General features: G+C 41.6%; 17 protein-coding genes and 2 pseudogenes. 14 read left to right on the plus strand and 5 right to left on the minus strand.

The annotated features are described in order from the left end of the window. Nucleotides 1-229 precede the first annotated feature (229 nt). On the plus strand, nt 230-970 hold the full coding sequence (locus GGR02_RS16650) for a hypothetical protein (RefSeq protein ID WP_183186066.1): 741 nt from the start codon (nt 230-232) through the stop codon (nt 968-970). A 102-nt stretch (nt 971-1,072) separates the two neighbouring features. On the opposite strand, the gene GGR02_RS16655 is transcribed toward GGR02_RS16650, so the two are convergent. Together GGR02_RS16655 and GGR02_RS16660 are read right to left on the minus strand one after the other, a co-directional pair. Beyond that, on the minus strand, nt 1,073-1,210 hold the full coding sequence (locus GGR02_RS16655; RefSeq protein ID WP_183186067.1) for an integrase: 138 nt from the start codon (nt 1,208-1,210) through the stop codon (nt 1,073-1,075). Then, nucleotides 1,201-1,383 (minus strand): transposase, encoded by a 183-nt coding sequence (locus GGR02_RS16660; RefSeq protein WP_306415788.1) that lies wholly within the window; start codon nt 1,381-1,383, stop codon nt 1,201-1,203. The genes GGR02_RS16655 and GGR02_RS16660 overlap by 10 nt, the downstream gene beginning before the upstream one ends. Nucleotides 1,384-1,463: 80 nt before the next feature. On the opposite strand from GGR02_RS16660, the gene GGR02_RS16665 reads away from it, so the two are divergent. From GGR02_RS16665 to GGR02_RS16680, 4 genes are all read left to right on the plus strand, one after another. Beyond that, on the plus strand, nt 1,464-2,210 hold the full coding sequence (locus GGR02_RS16665; RefSeq protein ID WP_183186068.1) for a hypothetical protein: 747 nt from the start codon (nt 1,464-1,466) through the stop codon (nt 2,208-2,210). A 230-nt stretch (nt 2,211-2,440) separates the two neighbouring features. Next, nucleotides 2,441-2,614 (plus strand): hypothetical protein, encoded by a 174-nt coding sequence (locus GGR02_RS16670; protein ID WP_183186069.1) that lies wholly within the window; start codon nt 2,441-2,443, stop codon nt 2,612-2,614. A 527-nt stretch (nt 2,615-3,141) separates the two neighbouring features. Next, nucleotides 3,142-3,888, plus strand: coding sequence for an HIRAN domain-containing protein (locus GGR02_RS16675; protein ID WP_183186070.1), 747 nt, complete (start codon nt 3,142-3,144; stop codon nt 3,886-3,888). 125 nt (nt 3,889-4,013) lie between these two features. Then, nucleotides 4,014-4,157, plus strand: a complete 144-nt coding sequence (locus tag GGR02_RS16680; RefSeq protein ID WP_373286643.1) for a GDP-mannose 4,6-dehydratase — start codon at nt 4,014-4,016, stop codon at nt 4,155-4,157. 71 nt (nt 4,158-4,228) lie between these two features. On the opposite strand, the pseudogene GGR02_RS17910 reads toward GGR02_RS16680, so the two are convergent. Continuing rightward, nucleotides 4,229-4,496, minus strand: a pseudogene (locus tag GGR02_RS17910) (IS1634 family transposase); the annotation flags it as partial. 283 nt (nt 4,497-4,779) lie between these two features. Between GGR02_RS17910 and GGR02_RS16685 the strand changes: the two are divergent. The 9 genes and pseudogenes from GGR02_RS16685 to GGR02_RS16720 all read left to right on the plus strand — a co-directional run bounded on the left by GGR02_RS16685 (nt 4,780) and on the right by GGR02_RS16720 (nt 12,436). Next, nucleotides 4,780-6,156 (plus strand): AAA family ATPase, encoded by a 1,377-nt coding sequence (locus GGR02_RS16685; protein WP_183186071.1) that lies wholly within the window; start codon nt 4,780-4,782, stop codon nt 6,154-6,156. Continuing rightward, nucleotides 6,140-6,697 (plus strand): hypothetical protein, encoded by a 558-nt coding sequence (locus GGR02_RS16690; RefSeq protein ID WP_183186072.1) that lies wholly within the window; start codon nt 6,140-6,142, stop codon nt 6,695-6,697. The genes GGR02_RS16685 and GGR02_RS16690 overlap by 17 nt, the downstream gene beginning before the upstream one ends. Nucleotides 6,698-6,738: 41 nt before the next feature. Continuing rightward, nucleotides 6,739-7,695: pseudogene (galE, locus tag GGR02_RS16695) on the plus strand (UDP-glucose 4-epimerase GalE); the annotation flags it as partial. 422 nt (nt 7,696-8,117) lie between these two features. Beyond that, complete coding sequence (locus tag GGR02_RS16700; RefSeq protein ID WP_183186073.1) at nt 8,118-8,372, plus strand: hypothetical protein; 255 nt, start codon at nt 8,118-8,120, stop codon at nt 8,370-8,372. Nucleotides 8,373-8,588: 216 nt separating this feature from the next. Continuing rightward, on the plus strand, nt 8,589-8,900 hold the full coding sequence (locus GGR02_RS16705; protein WP_183186074.1) for an AbrB/MazE/SpoVT family DNA-binding domain-containing protein: 312 nt from the start codon (nt 8,589-8,591) through the stop codon (nt 8,898-8,900). Continuing rightward, nucleotides 8,901-9,317 (plus strand): PIN domain-containing protein, encoded by a 417-nt coding sequence (locus GGR02_RS16710; RefSeq protein WP_183186075.1) that lies wholly within the window; start codon nt 8,901-8,903, stop codon nt 9,315-9,317. 129 nt (nt 9,318-9,446) lie between these two features. After that, nucleotides 9,447-9,659 (plus strand): hypothetical protein, encoded by a 213-nt coding sequence (locus tag GGR02_RS17800; protein ID WP_183186076.1) that lies wholly within the window; start codon nt 9,447-9,449, stop codon nt 9,657-9,659. Between the two features lie 256 nt (nt 9,660-9,915). Continuing rightward, on the plus strand, nt 9,916-10,023 hold the full coding sequence (locus GGR02_RS17330; protein ID WP_221210921.1) for a putative holin-like toxin: 108 nt from the start codon (nt 9,916-9,918) through the stop codon (nt 10,021-10,023). A 340-nt stretch (nt 10,024-10,363) separates the two neighbouring features. Beyond that, nucleotides 10,364-12,436 (plus strand): YecA family protein, encoded by a 2,073-nt coding sequence (locus GGR02_RS16720; protein ID WP_183186077.1) that lies wholly within the window; start codon nt 10,364-10,366, stop codon nt 12,434-12,436. Nucleotides 12,437-12,560: 124 nt separating this feature from the next. Here GGR02_RS16720 and GGR02_RS16725 read toward each other — a convergent pair whose 3' ends face one another. Both GGR02_RS16725 and GGR02_RS16730 read right to left on the minus strand, forming a co-directional pair. Continuing rightward, entirely contained in the window at nt 12,561-13,241 is a 681-nt protein-coding gene (locus GGR02_RS16725) for a plasmid pRiA4b ORF-3 family protein (protein WP_183186078.1), read from the minus strand. 168 nt (nt 13,242-13,409) lie between these two features. Beyond that, nucleotides 13,410-14,045 (minus strand): Bax inhibitor-1/YccA family protein, encoded by a 636-nt coding sequence (locus tag GGR02_RS16730; RefSeq protein ID WP_183186079.1) that lies wholly within the window; start codon nt 14,043-14,045, stop codon nt 13,410-13,412. Between the last annotated feature and the right edge of the window lie 179 nt (nt 14,046-14,224).

The following is a 14,224-nucleotide window of genomic DNA, read 5'->3' on the forward strand; positions in this document are numbered from 1 at the left end:
ATCTTTTTTGCTCATCCCCCTTCTGTTCAAGGAATCCTCCCCTTGAAACATATGGAAGAGGATTTAGCTTCCTCCCACAAACATTTTACTCATACCAGAAAATTTAAGCAGTACATAAATCATGAGTATATTTTCATAGAAAATTTATGGAAGGAAAAGGATTAGAAGGAAAAGTGTCGAAATAATCAAAGAGAAAAGTGTCAATATCAAGAATTTGGAGGAGATCGCATTGAGTCTTTTTCGAGAACTAGGTAGATTGGCAGGGAAAGCGACAGGAGAGGTAGTCGGTGGTGCGGTAAACATTGTCGGTGACATAACAGGGAGTCAGTGGATAAAAGAAGTGGGAGATGGTGTAAAAAAGGCATCAGAGTTTGCCGGTGATACGTTTGGACAAGCAGTAGATGGTGTATGGAATACAGCGGCAGGCATTGTGCAAAACGATGAGAGGAAGATAGAAAAGGGGCTTGGGAATATTGGAGAGTCGATTTCCCGCACGGCAAAAGGAGTATACCAGACAGCCAAACATACATACCAAAACGGAAAAGAGGTCTATGAAGGGTTGCTCGATGACGATGAGGAAAAGCTCAAAAACGGGTTGGCCAACATTGCCAAAACGGCAGCTATAGGAACATTGGCAATTGGGATCTTCGATGTGATCGACGGCATCGACCATGGCGATTGGATAGAAAGCGATCAAGATTCGAGCAACATAGGTAATGAGGGGAGCGGTAGTGACTATTCGGCCGATTCTTATTCTAGTCATTCCGAAGTGGCGGCCAGTATCGAAGAAACGACAGGAACACACCATGTCCGACCGCATTGGGTAGAAGGACATTGGAGCGACGGGCAATGGATTGAAGGCTATTGGAGGGACGGGGACGGAAATACGGATGTAAACTTGACAGAGGAACAAGGTGGCGGCTATGAGCGTACGAATCCGGATGGGAATCCGAGGAATAACTTAACGTAAATTCAAAAACGGCTATTTGGGGGAGGGTTCCTGTTACTTGGCGAGGGATTGGAAGAGAAAAAGCAAAATATATACATCCAAATTGACATCTTAACCTCTGATTTACGCAGCACACCCGATGCGACGCAACACTTCATCGGGGTGCTGTAAGACGTAGTGTTCGAAGCGGGTAATGGAATGAGCAATGTCGTCTTGGTCTTTATGCAAGACGTTGGCAATGACTTCATCTTTCAGCCACACAACCGCTCCATCGGGTTCAAATGAGGGGAATAAGGTGGCAGGAAGATGAAGTGAAATGCATCGCCGTCCTCTCCGTTAAGAAATTCTTGTACCATTTTGGCATGATGAATACGCGCGTTGTCCAACACAGGCACGATGAATCGATCGGGATATCTCCCTTTCAACAGACGCAAAAAGTCCAGGAACGTCTCGGCATTTAGGGGACGGTGCCTGTAACGCTCCGAACAATTATGTTGATTAGAAGGGGGGAGGTATGAACGGCGTCATTAAGAGTCTAAATGAACGTATTTTCCGTTTATGGAATGAATACAAGGATAAGTATAAGAATGAAGATGTGGGATTTTGTCCCCTGCCTACATTTTTGAGGGATTTTGGAGAGCGGAAGGTGCTAGTGGTGGGAATGAATCCGTCCTTGAATCAAAAGTATAAGCTTAACGATAAGGGGCGGAAAGTAGAGGATTTTATAAATTACGTTAAAGGAGATTATTTTGATCTCAATCGAGACTTGAATACATTATTCAATTATGAAGACCTGATCGGAAAATATCATCAGTATGGTAAAAAAATATCCCACTTTGCAGAACTGATTGGAATGAACCAAGAATATGTTCGTACAATTGACCTATTTTACTTTCGGGAGACGAATCAAAAGAATTTCTTGAATAAGATTTATGCCAAAGACAAATCACTAACCAACTTTGCCAAAGAGCAACTTGCTATTACGGTTGAAGCTCTTCAATATTATAAGCCCGTGATGCTCATTATCGCTAATGCAAAGGCTGCTTCTATTGCTCGAGATCATTTTAAGGAATACGGGCTGCCTATAGAAGAAAAAATGGATGAAAGTTACGGTTGCTACTATCTAAAGTTGAATGAGGACGAAAAAGCACCGCTCTTATTTTCTTCTACATTCTCTGGACAGCGTGCCCTAGATAATGGAAGCTTTGAGCGACTTGCTTGGCAGGTTAGATTTATTAAGAAGAGAAAGTTGCACATGTGAAAGATCCTTAGCAAGCTAAGAGAAAAAGTATATTCTAGTATGTTGGCGCATCCGAATGAGCGTAAACGATCAAAGATGAATGACTAACAAGCGTTACCCATCGTTGTCATGTTATGTAGTTTGGCGATTTTGACGTCACTATGTGGTTTCAACCCTTGAATAATGTAAAATGAAGGGGCTTTATATTCCTTTGCGTGAAGGGTATAATATGGATGAAGAGGTGATGAAAAATGGCAACGTCTTCATTTGGAAAGCCAACTGTCCTTTCATCAAATGATGAGGCAAAGCGTTTAGCTGAGGTATTAGATGCTCCTGCACCATCTGTCAAAAAAACAGGTCTTATGAAACAGATCGAAAGAAGCGATGAGCTATTAGTAAAATTATTATCCCGCTTAGAGCGCTAATGGGGAAGACCGAGATACTTGAATTAGGTCTTTCCCAATTTTTTTGTCCGAAAAATGAGGATGTTGTTTTTGCTAACATAAAATTGAGCCACTTCGCTCGTAAAAACGTGAGCCACTCCATTTCCAGCGAAAACACTGTCTTGATATGGAGTGAGAGGCATGATAGGCTTGTTGTCTATCGAAACACCTTGATGTGTCGCCTTTCGAGTGAAATCATGCCTCTAGAGGCTCCATGTCATGACGCCCCAGATTTACCATTTGTCAATTTTTAAGTGGCTCACAAGGATGTAATCGGAGTGGCTCAAAATTCAATTAGCAAATACACTTGTTAACATATATTAGTAAAAACTTTACAGATGAGTTTCATCAAAGTATCCAAAAGTTGATTGAATTTGATTTAATAAGGTATTCTGATTTTATTCAATCACTAGGTATTTTAAGCGAGGCACAAAAAGACTGGTTATTGAATATAGTGCCTTTTCGAAGAAAGAAAATATTGGAGTGGATTGGAAGGGGTGATCAATAACATGAAAAAAGTTCATACACTTTTAGTGGTTTGGCAAAATCCCAAAACCCGTTCTTTTTATCATATAGGAACTCTTTCCCATTATGATGGCTATTATGAGTTCACTTACACCTATAATGCTTCTGGTTACGGAAAACTGAAAGATGCATTGAATAACGGGTATATGTTGCATCCAGCTTTCCCAGACCCAACGAAAATCTATCGATCAAAGGAGCTGTTTCCGGCGTTTGAACGCCGATTGCCGTCACCAGATCGTGCGGATTTTAAAGCTATTTTGTCCGATTTAGGTCTGGATGAGAATTCCACTAAGATGGACTTGCTTCAACAAACACGTGGGCGGTTAGCCAGCGACACTTATTCTTTTGAGCAGCCACTGCGTCTTGAAAACGATGGCAAGCTGCGCGTCAGCTTTTTTGTTCATGGCATGCGCCATCAAAATCTTCCTCAAAATTGGGCAACATGGCTAGCCATTAACGAAACGTTGAAATTAGTACAAGAACCGACAAACACTTATGACTCTCATGCTGTTGCTATTCATACTCATGGGGGGAAGAAGCTTGGATATGTTCCGGCTTTTTATAGTAAGGCCATCTTTTCCTTGTTAGAAAATGGAGTGAACCATTCTGTTCATGTTGTGTATATGAATGAAAAATCAACACCTCATTGGTGGCTGAAAGTAGCCTTTGAGTGCGAGATTCCTTCTTTCCAAGAGACAACATTGGATGAATTATCTTCTGTTATGGGATAATACTTGTCGTGCTCTGGAGTTTGTCAGAGATTTAACATTAGCGGGGATGGCTTGGTCATTGCCATGGATATTGATAACCGCGGCAGCAGCTTAGGTTTATTCCGCCAAAGAAGTGATGGAAACATGTGAAAAAGTCACTGCCGCAAAGCCGTCATAGAATCCGCCGACCGGGCGCCCCGGCGCGCCTTGTTGCCTCATCGCGAAAAATTTATGAAAAACTTGGCTGGAAAGCGGAATATTCGTTGGAACAAATCATCGAAAGTGCGTGAAAATGGCATAAATACAGAACCTCCTGTTGAATAAGTTTCGGCAGGAGACATTTTTCTGACACCGCATGTCGCTTTATGTTGGCCTTATTCGGCAGCTGTCGAAGCCCTCCCAATTCCGCTTTCAGTGCCTCCAACAGTTTTTTTCGCTCTTGTCTTGACGTTCCGCTTCTTTTGGACTGTACACAATACATAGCGCTGACACGCCTTACTATCTCCAGTGGTGATCTCTTTGACATATAAATTTTCCCAAACTTGGTGGTACTGGCTACGACAGATCATCGCTTCTTCGGTGGTGTGCTTCCCGGACCGCATTTTTCCACACACGATATAATGTCCGCCCAGATTTTAAGTTTTGCTGACTACAAATTCCGCTCATAAACCGCTTTTAAATTACTTTGTTATCAGAATCCAATATAAAGAGATCACAGATGAATCGATCTGGGAAGCGATTGTGTTACGACGAACGAAAACATATGATCAACAGCAAAAGGGTGTAATGTATAGTGTATGCTTGCAAAGCTGTCTTGTTTGATTTTCATGTCATGTGGAGAAAATGGGTAGTGGACAATGTTCAAAGGAATAGAAATCATTATACAGTTTATATTATGATGATGTTAAATGTATGATATTTATTGGAGTGATGATGGTGAAACTGACATTCACTAATATTGGTATGGTGGAAAAGGCGGAAATTGAGTTAAATGGCTTAGTATGCATTGCGGGCGAAAATGATACTGGAAAAAGCACCGTTGGCAAATTGTTATTTTCGATTGTCTATGCGCTTAATCATTTTGAGGAAATGTTTGAACAAGATCGCACCCATTATTTATTAAATCAAGCAGAATTGTTTTATTTAAAGCTTCGCCGCTTAATTCGTTTATCTGAAGAAGATCGTTTGTTTTTTGGAGTGGAATTTCAACATGAATTATCGCATTGGCTTAATTCTGGTGAAAATGTGACGGAGAAATTAACAGCAACAATTGAGAAGCGTCTATTGAAATTAGAACATTTGCACTTAGATGAAGAAGGAAAGAACCTATTAGCGGATATGCTCACGGAAACCATTGACTTTTTGAATGTTGCTCGCGATGAGGAAAAAATAAAGCAAGAAGCAGTGGAAATGGTGATGAGAAGCGAATTTCAAAAATCCATTTCACGTCTTAACAATGAAAACGCTGAATCGCTTGTTTCGATTACGGAAAATCATCAAGAAATTCTTCGCCTAGCTTTAAAAAACAATCGTTTGACGGAATTTAAGTTGGGAGATCCTCTCTACTATAAGGATGTTATTTATATTGAATCTCCATTTGTATTTTACTTTATCGATTTGTTGCAACGATTTATGGCTAGACGCCTAATGCAAAGAACAAATCGGGAAGAAAGCATTCCATATCATTTAAAAGATTTATTTGAAAAGTTGAAATCGAAAAATCCGCAAATGTTTTCGATGTCAGAACATATTGCGAAAGATGCAAGTGAAAATTCACTATATCATTCTCAACTTGAGAGCTTAATGGGCGGGAAAATGTATTATAAAGAGATGGAAGATGAATTTGTTTTTCAACGGTCAGGCGGGCAGGAAGAAAAGTTTGCATTAATGAATACAGCCACAGGAATGAAAGCGCTGGGAATTTTCCAATTGTTGTTGCAGTCGGGATGGTTGACGAAGAGAACGCTTCTTATCATTGATGAACCTGAAGTTCACTTGCATCCTAGCTGGCAAATAGGGTATGCGCGAATTTTGGTGGAATTAGTCAAAAGCGAAGGGGTTCATATATTAGTAAATTCTCATAGTCCATATTTTATCGAAGCTCTTAAAGTTTATAGTGACCAAAAGGGGCTTGAAGAGGATATGAAATTTTATCATGCCCAAAAAATTAGCACGTCTTCATCTGTCATTCGAGATGTTACGAATCAGCTCGAGGAAGTTTTTCAGCTATTGACAGAACCTTTTCACCAATTAGAAGAGGAGACATTGCAGGATGATGAAGATAGATGAGTTAAAAGCCCTATTACAAAACAAATACAGAGAATTTTTTCAATCCATCGAGGACATCAGCAGGGATGATCAAAATAACGAAAGTCTTTGTTCTTCTCCATTTGTTTGTTTAGCATTTGATCATGCTATTCACGATTTAGCAAGTAAAAAGGGGGAAGATGCATTAAAATCCCCCGACCTTCTTCATATTCAAGATAATCAATTATTTTTTGTAGAGTTTAAGAACGGCAAAATTGATAAAAAAGAACGGCAAAGCCTCAGATTGAAGGCAATCGAGGGACCTTTTATAGGTCTATATGAAATGATAAAAGAACATGATCCTTCTATATCATTTCATGACATCGTCAAAATAGATAAAGTATATTACGTTGTGTACAATGAGGAAAAAAATCCTCAGAAAAGAACAGCTGGGTTACAAAGACATTTGGAAGGACAACAAATTCGTTTTTCTTTAAAAAAATATAAAGGTACTTTTATGAAGGATGTGAAAACAATATGTGCAACCGTATTTTTAGAATCTGTTGTTTCGAAGTGGAAATAGATGAAGAGTGTCTATGATTGATTAAAAGTTTAGTAGTTTTCATCATCGATGGTGCTGGCTACATTGGCAGGGCAGCCACGGGATGAAAGAGATGTTGCATAGAAAAAGGTCGCTGTGCTGCAACTTATCGACGGGTCATCGTTATTTAGTCGATGACCGCGCGGTGTTTGTGCAAGGGGATTTAGGGAATAAAGCGGATCTTGAGCCGATTTTTGAAAAATACCCGATTCAAGCCGTCATTCATTTTGCGGCAAACAGCTTAGTCGGAGAATCGGTGGTGAATCCGCTGAAGTATTATCAAAACAACGTTGCCGCTACCTTAACGTTACTAGAAACGATGCTGAAATATAATGTGAAAAACTTTATTTTTTCGTCTACTGCGGCGACGTATGGCATTCCGAATGTCGAATTGATTACGGAAGATTGCCCAACCAATCCAATTAATCCATACGGCCGTTCGAAGTTAATGATCGAACAAATTTTAGCAGACTTTGCTTCTGCGTATGGGTTGAACTATGTCGTCCTTCGCTACTTTTAACGCGGCTGGGGCGCACGAGTCGGGGGAAATTGGCGAAGACCATAACCCAGAGACACATTTAATTCCGATTGTCTTGCAGCACTTGTTAGGCCAGCGCGACAAAATTTCCGTCTTTGGTACGGACTATGACACGCCAGATGGGACATGCATCCGTGATTATATTCATGTCACCGACTTAGCGAAAGCGCATATTTTAGCGCTTGAAGCCTTATTAAACGGCAAAAAGAAAACCGCGATTTACAACCTTGGCAACGGTTCAGGCTATTCTGTCAAAGAAGTAATTGAAACGTGTGAAAAAGTAACCGGACGTAAAGCGGTTATCGAATACACCGACCGCCGCCCGGGTGACCCGGCCCGCCTTGTCGCGTCATCGCAAAAAATTTACAAAGAACTCGGCTGGAAAGCGGAATATTCGCTTGAGGAGATTATTGCAAGCGCGTGGAAGTGGCATAGCCGAAATGCAAACCTCCCTCTGAATGATTTCAGCGGGAGGATGCATTTGTTTTTTTTATTTGGAGGTGACTTTTGTTATGGAGAAAAAGCCGCTACAACCAGAAACCGAGCGTTTCAAACATATATTGATCAGAGCGTATCAACGAGGGGAATTGTCCGTCAATATCACCGCAAAAGATATGTTCCGCTTTTGTCGGATGTAGTGATTGATGCGTGTGGGGCGGGGATTGCGTTATTCGTTGCGCGGATTTATTTGCGAAAGATAGGTTCTTCGGTGTGATAAAGATTGCGAATCCCCTCTATGTTTTTCATGGTTATAGAGATGCTCTGCTTTCTCTTCTAGCTATATCCGCTGCATCCCTTCCATTGCTGACTTCTCCATAATGGTTCGTTCCCCATCCGGTGATGACATCGTGGAAACAGATCAACGTGGTCATGAAACAAAAAGCAGAAAAGGAGATGGAAACCCTCCACTACGAGAAAAAACGGCTCATCCAAGAGTTGTGGGAAGAAGAAAAAGAGAAACTGCTTTTCCTTCCAACCGAACGATTCGAAGCGATGCACCTCAAAGGAACGCTATTGGACAAGTATGGGCGTCTTCGATTCGATGATTCCTTCTTTTCCGTTTCCGGAGGAATGGTCCAGCAGTCCGTTTGGATGAAAGTATTTCCTCAACTGACCTAATACCACATTCGTAACGCCTATATTTTTTACAAATTTCAGGATATGATTTCTTCATTTATTCGGTTTTCAGAGCTGGAATTGAAATAAGATGTTTGGGTCGTAATAAGAAATTTTATAATAATTTGACAGGATAACGATGTAAGAATAAAATATATAATAAGAAAAACAAAAAAATAAGTATGTTTGGAAGCGGAAAAATAGAAAGGAGATGGATTTATGGGCGCTATGGGGTTTGCAGACCACCAACCAAATGTTGTGGTAAAGGCAACAAGCAGGTTATCTAGTCGTGGACAAATCGTAATTCCGATTGAAATACGGAAGACCTTAGGTCTCACAGAGGGTGATGATTTAACATTCATTTTAAATAAGGATGGTGAAATTAAGGTGGAAGTCGTAAAGAAGCAACGTATATCGGAATTACTCGGCATTCTAAAAACAAATAAGCCCTTTCAACCAGTTGATGAAATCCGGAAAGAAGTATATCGGAACATGGCGGAGAAGGAGTTAAAGGACAGGGAGGAAGATTAATTGGCACGGAAACTTTGGATAGATACGAATGTGATCACTCGGATCATAACGGGCGACCCAAAAGCATTAGCAGAAGAAGTGGGAGAAATGCTTCAAAAAGTAGAGGCTGGGGAATTGATTTTGCGCCTAACTCCCCTTGTTATAGCTGAATGCTGTTGGGTATTAGCATCTTTTTATGAAGCAGACCCTAAAGATATTTCGGATGCCTTGCTCAAATTCACCAATAGTATCGGAGTGGAAACGGAAGAAAAATCGGTCGTTCAACAAGCGCTTCGTGATTACGCTGAAAAAAATGTCGACTTCATTGATGCCTATATAGCAGCACACGCTAAAGCGAATCCGCCTGAGGATGTAGTCACATGGGATAAGCACTTCAAACGATTGGATATCCGTCATGATAGACCGGGAAATTGGTAAAGGAAAATCGGTCAAGTCTATGAGCAGATTTCGGCCGATACTCCCGAGGAATAGTTATTGAAATGTTTGGAGGCGGAAGTGGAATCAAGGAGAAATACAAAGATCGAAAGGCTCATCAAAAAGGCGGGATTGGGCCAATGGAAAACACTAGAGGACTATGAATTTCATTTTATGCGTGCCTGTCACCGTCACCGCCATGAAAAAGGCATGTTGCAAGTAAGCCGCTACATTCACCTCAATCCTGTCGAAGCCCGTATTGCTCATCTTCCCGAACATTATCGCTGGAGTAGTTTTTATTTATATAAGCAACCGCAAACATACACGCTCCCATTTATGTTATGAATATCGACGCGCTATTGCAATGTTTCTTAGGTACGAAAGAAGAACAAAAGAGAAAATATGTGGAGTTTGTCAAGAATGAGATTTTGTCTACAAAAAATGATGGAATCTTCTTATAGGCTCGGTACAGCGGTTGCGTCTGAAACATATTGCCTAGATTTGTAGAAAAAAGTATACGGACATGTTACAATCGCAGTAGTAGCAGCTACATAAGCAGGGTGGGCGGTTGGCCACTTCCCCAATGGAGGGAGGTGGGAAAATGACGACATACGAAGCATTAAGCTTAGTTGCTCAATTCAGTCTAGTACTGATAGGGATGCTAACATTGATCATCACGATGGTCGTCTATATAAACAAAAAGAAGTAACCGCTCCCCCCACGACCAATGGATTAAGACGGTTACTCCTTTTCGGTAATCTCTGATTCAATTGGGTCAGCCGCTCTTCTTGCGGCATGTAGTTGCTTCGGCTGAGCGTTCGCAGCGCTCAGTCTTTTTTATTTTATGAAATATCTGCTTCTATTATACAAATGATACGGCTCGTTTGGCAAGAATGTGCACGATGCTGATTGAGTCCGGTGCACTGTCACGCCCCGATATATGTCGAGATTTGTAGAAACAGAGAGTAAAAACCTCTCTGTTTTTTCTATGACAGGGGGGTTTGTGATAACATAAAAGGAGAGATAATAGAGGAAAAAGGGGTTGTGCTATGCTTATTGGTCGCAATGATTTATGTCCGTGCGGAAGTGGGAAGAAGTATAAAAAGTGTTGTATGCGAAAAGATAGTGTGACAGAGATTGCCCGCATACGAGAAGAGCGATTTTTTCAGGTCAAAACAGATTTGATTATGAGAATCCGAGAGTTTTTGCGAGAACAGTTGTCTTTTTCGGAGCAACATGCGGTGAAACAAGCACTCGATCGCGAGTTGCAATCGGTAAAAAACAAAGAGCGGCTAGAATATTTCTTTCCTGTTTGGGAAGTGAAGTTTTATCGTTATCAAAATGGACTAACTGGATTGGAATGGTTTTATGAAACGTATAAAGAAAAATTAAAGAAAGAGGAACGTGAGCTAATCGAAACATGGCTTACGCTTGTGCCACGGCTTGTACAAATTGTCGATAAAACGGACGATGGGGTCATTGTCGAAGACCGGTTCACAGGCGAGCGGTTGTTTATGCCGTTTTGTGAAACGCTACATGAGGCGATTCCATGGGGCGGGATGTTTAGCTTGATTGAAAGGTTGGACGAAAGGTATTATGTCCACGGGTTGGCATTTATCGAAGGCCCTAAAGGGGTAGAGAGAGCGTATGAACGAATGCGGCAGCTATTAGTGGAAACAAAAAAACTATACGAGCAAGTTGCGTTTGACTATTTTTTCTCTATTCTTGATGAGTTAATCGGGGAGCCACCTTCCGGAAAAATGGTGAAGAAAAAGAAAGTGATGTTGCATTATCATGTGCAGGATGCGCAACGCTTTATTCACTCGTTGCTTAAAAGAAATATGATTATCATTGATGAGGAGACAGATGAAGGCATTGAGCTCAGCTTTGTTGGGCCGGAAGTTAAGTACGAAGATAATGCGCTAGACGGGCCTGTTTATATTCGTGAAGTGTTTGGATATATGGACATGAAAAAGAATGAGCTGTTGTTTCAATCGATGCAATTGGAAAAAACGGCAGAATTTCAACAGTTGATGAAAGAAATGAATATTCCGTTGATAAAAGAAACGGTAAAGGAAATCGATGTGCCGGGACATGTTGAGCTTGCGACATATGCGGTTCATGTCGAACAGCCTGTGCCTTCTTCGATGGGGGCAATTGCACAAGAAATGAAGCTTGCCTATGAACAGTTACACTGCCCGGTGCTCGACGGAAAAACACCGATGGAATGGCTTGAGATGGGCAAGAAGGAGCGTGTGGAGCAATGGCTACGCGAGCGGGAGTATGCAAGTTTTACTGCTTTTTCTTCCAAGACGAAGCCAATTACCCCAGATTATAATTCGATTCGGCGTAAGCTAAAGCTTCCTCCTTCCCCATTTGTGTGGTTAGGAGAAGAGCGCGAAAGCCGTCTGTATACATTAACTCCATTAGGGGAGCAGGAAGGCAATGCTCAGCTATTCACGCCGTTTGATTGGACGGTTCGTTTTTTCGGAAACGATTTGCGTGCGTTTTATGAAGAAAAAACAACCGGAAAGTCGGCGGAAACGAAGCAAAAATATAAAATAGGGGTTACGGTACTTGCCGATTATTTTAAAACGAAGCATTATTCGTCATGGGAAGACGTATGTGAGGGTGATTGGCATGAGTGTATCGTCTACTTTTATTTGAAAACGTATCGCGACATTAGCGTCAATCAAGCAAAACGGTTTCTCGCGACATGCAAAGCGTTTACCAAATGGCTCGATCAAAAATACGGGACAAGCCATGCACAATACGTGTGGCACATCGTCAAACAAGTTGAGGAGCGAATATATGAAGCGATTCGCTTGCTAGACATGTATCATCCGTATTGGGAAAGACAGAATATCGGATGGCACGCGATATGGCGCCTAACAGATGAGGTGAAAATGTTTCAAGTTGTTTCTATTTCTTCACATACGGCGACGTTGCGCGCAGTGGAGACAAACGATCTGTATACGATAACGACTCCGCCGCCGCTACGCGCACGAATGAAAAAAGGAATGTTTATCGAATGCTCGTTCAGACGACATGAGAGTGGAGCGTACGCCATTGGTCGGATTGCTAGTGTTTTTCCAGAAGACGCAGCTCTATACATGAATTAAGTGCTTTTATGACGAAAAAGGGGGTGTCCCAAAAGTAAACGGGGCACCCTTTGTTATAACCGTATATGCGCACGTATATACTGTATCTCCCCTAGAGAAAAGCGACCTTTTGGATCAGTTCCTTTCAAACAAAAACTACAATGGAAAGCCGTTTATTTGCTTCTTCAAGATCGAAATATTCCGGATCAAACGTCCCGCCGTACCAATCGAAAAATTCTTCGCTTTCTTCTTTTCGTGTGTCATCTTGAAGCATCGCGAGCGTTTCTTGATAGCCCCAACTGCCTCCGATATCTTCTGGCGGGCATGCTCGTTTTCCTTTTAGACAAATAGGATGGGTTAGCGGTTCCGCTGTTTTTTCGATTTTTTCAAGCGTAATCGTATGTTTCCAGTCGTCCCCGAAGTCATACGTATAGATGATTTTTTGCTTTTCTTTGTGCAAATGTTCTTTCGCTAGCGTTCGCTGTGCATCAAGCTTTCTTTTTTGAAATGGAATAAACGCATCGTCGGGATGCGGGATATCAACGATGGCATCTTTTGTTTCGAATTCGTATAAATGATCGTTCAACCACCCCATTGCTTGTTGGATGACGAGGTGAAGCTGATGGAACGAAATCGTGCTTGGTACGAGTACACGTCGCCAAATTGGCGGATGAATATCACATAGCTCGATTTTTAATTGATAAATCGTTTCTGTTTGCTTCTCTCCTTTTAACACTTGCTCCATTTCGTGTCGAAGCGATGTAGGCAATGTTTCATCATCTGATAGGTTCGTCCCCTTTTTTAACGCTTCCCATGCGGCCGTCATACCCTTTTCCTCCTTGGCGTTTTTTCTATAGTTATAGACACGTTTTTCGTTTTTTATACGGTATTACGCCCTAGAGTTTTCGAGATTAGCAGAAAAAGGGAATCTATAGTTTGTTTTCAGCTGTTAGCCGTTGCCCACATAGAAAAACCGCCTGCGAAAAGCAGGCGGTTAGTCTTCGTCGCTGGCGAAAAAGCGCAAAATGTAGACGAATAAGTTAATGAAGTCGAGGTAGATGTTGACGACAATCATTGGAATGTCCGCGTCGCTAAACCCGTAGCGAACGAGGCGGTTAATGTCGTAAATCGTAAAGCCAAGGAAAATTAAAATGCCTAACGCGGCAATTCCCATTTGCCCGACGCTTGAAAACGGAATAAACCATTGAATGATTAATAAGCCGATCAGTGCGAACGCCCCAAGCATAAGAAAGCCGCCGAGGAAGGAAAAATCTTCTTTCGTTTTTGCCGCGTAAAGGGCGACGCCAGAAAACGAAATGACGGCTAAAGCAAACGCTTTAAAGACAGCGTCAGCCCCAATAATGGAAATGTAGTGATCGATGACGGGAGCTAACGTTGCGCCGGAAACGAACATAAACGCAAACATTAGCGAGTAGCCTACTGCTTTTTGGCGGCGAGCAAAAATCATCACAAGCAACAAAACGATTTCAAGTATAGAAAGCGGCAAATACCAAGCAACGGAAATGGATTGCCCCACATATAGCCCGCCTGTCGCTACTACTAATGCAGCGAAAAAGGCAATAGCCAGCTTTGCCACAGGACTTCGCGATGGATAAACAACCGAATTCATTTCTTTTCCCTCCTTGTCAATTATAAGCAGCTGTTTCTTTCAGTGTAGCAAAACAGACGATGTTTGTCACGGTTTCATGAATTGGGAGATTGAGTCAAGAGTTTGTGGGAGATTTTTTTTGATATTTCGATTCTCTGGATATATTTGGTTTAAATAACCCAGTGTTTGTAAGCGTTTTC

Origin of the sequence: Anoxybacteroides voinovskiense (assembly GCF_014196205.1) — a bacterium.
Lineage (GTDB): Bacteria > Bacillota > Bacilli > Bacillales > Anoxybacillaceae > Anoxybacteroides > Anoxybacteroides voinovskiense.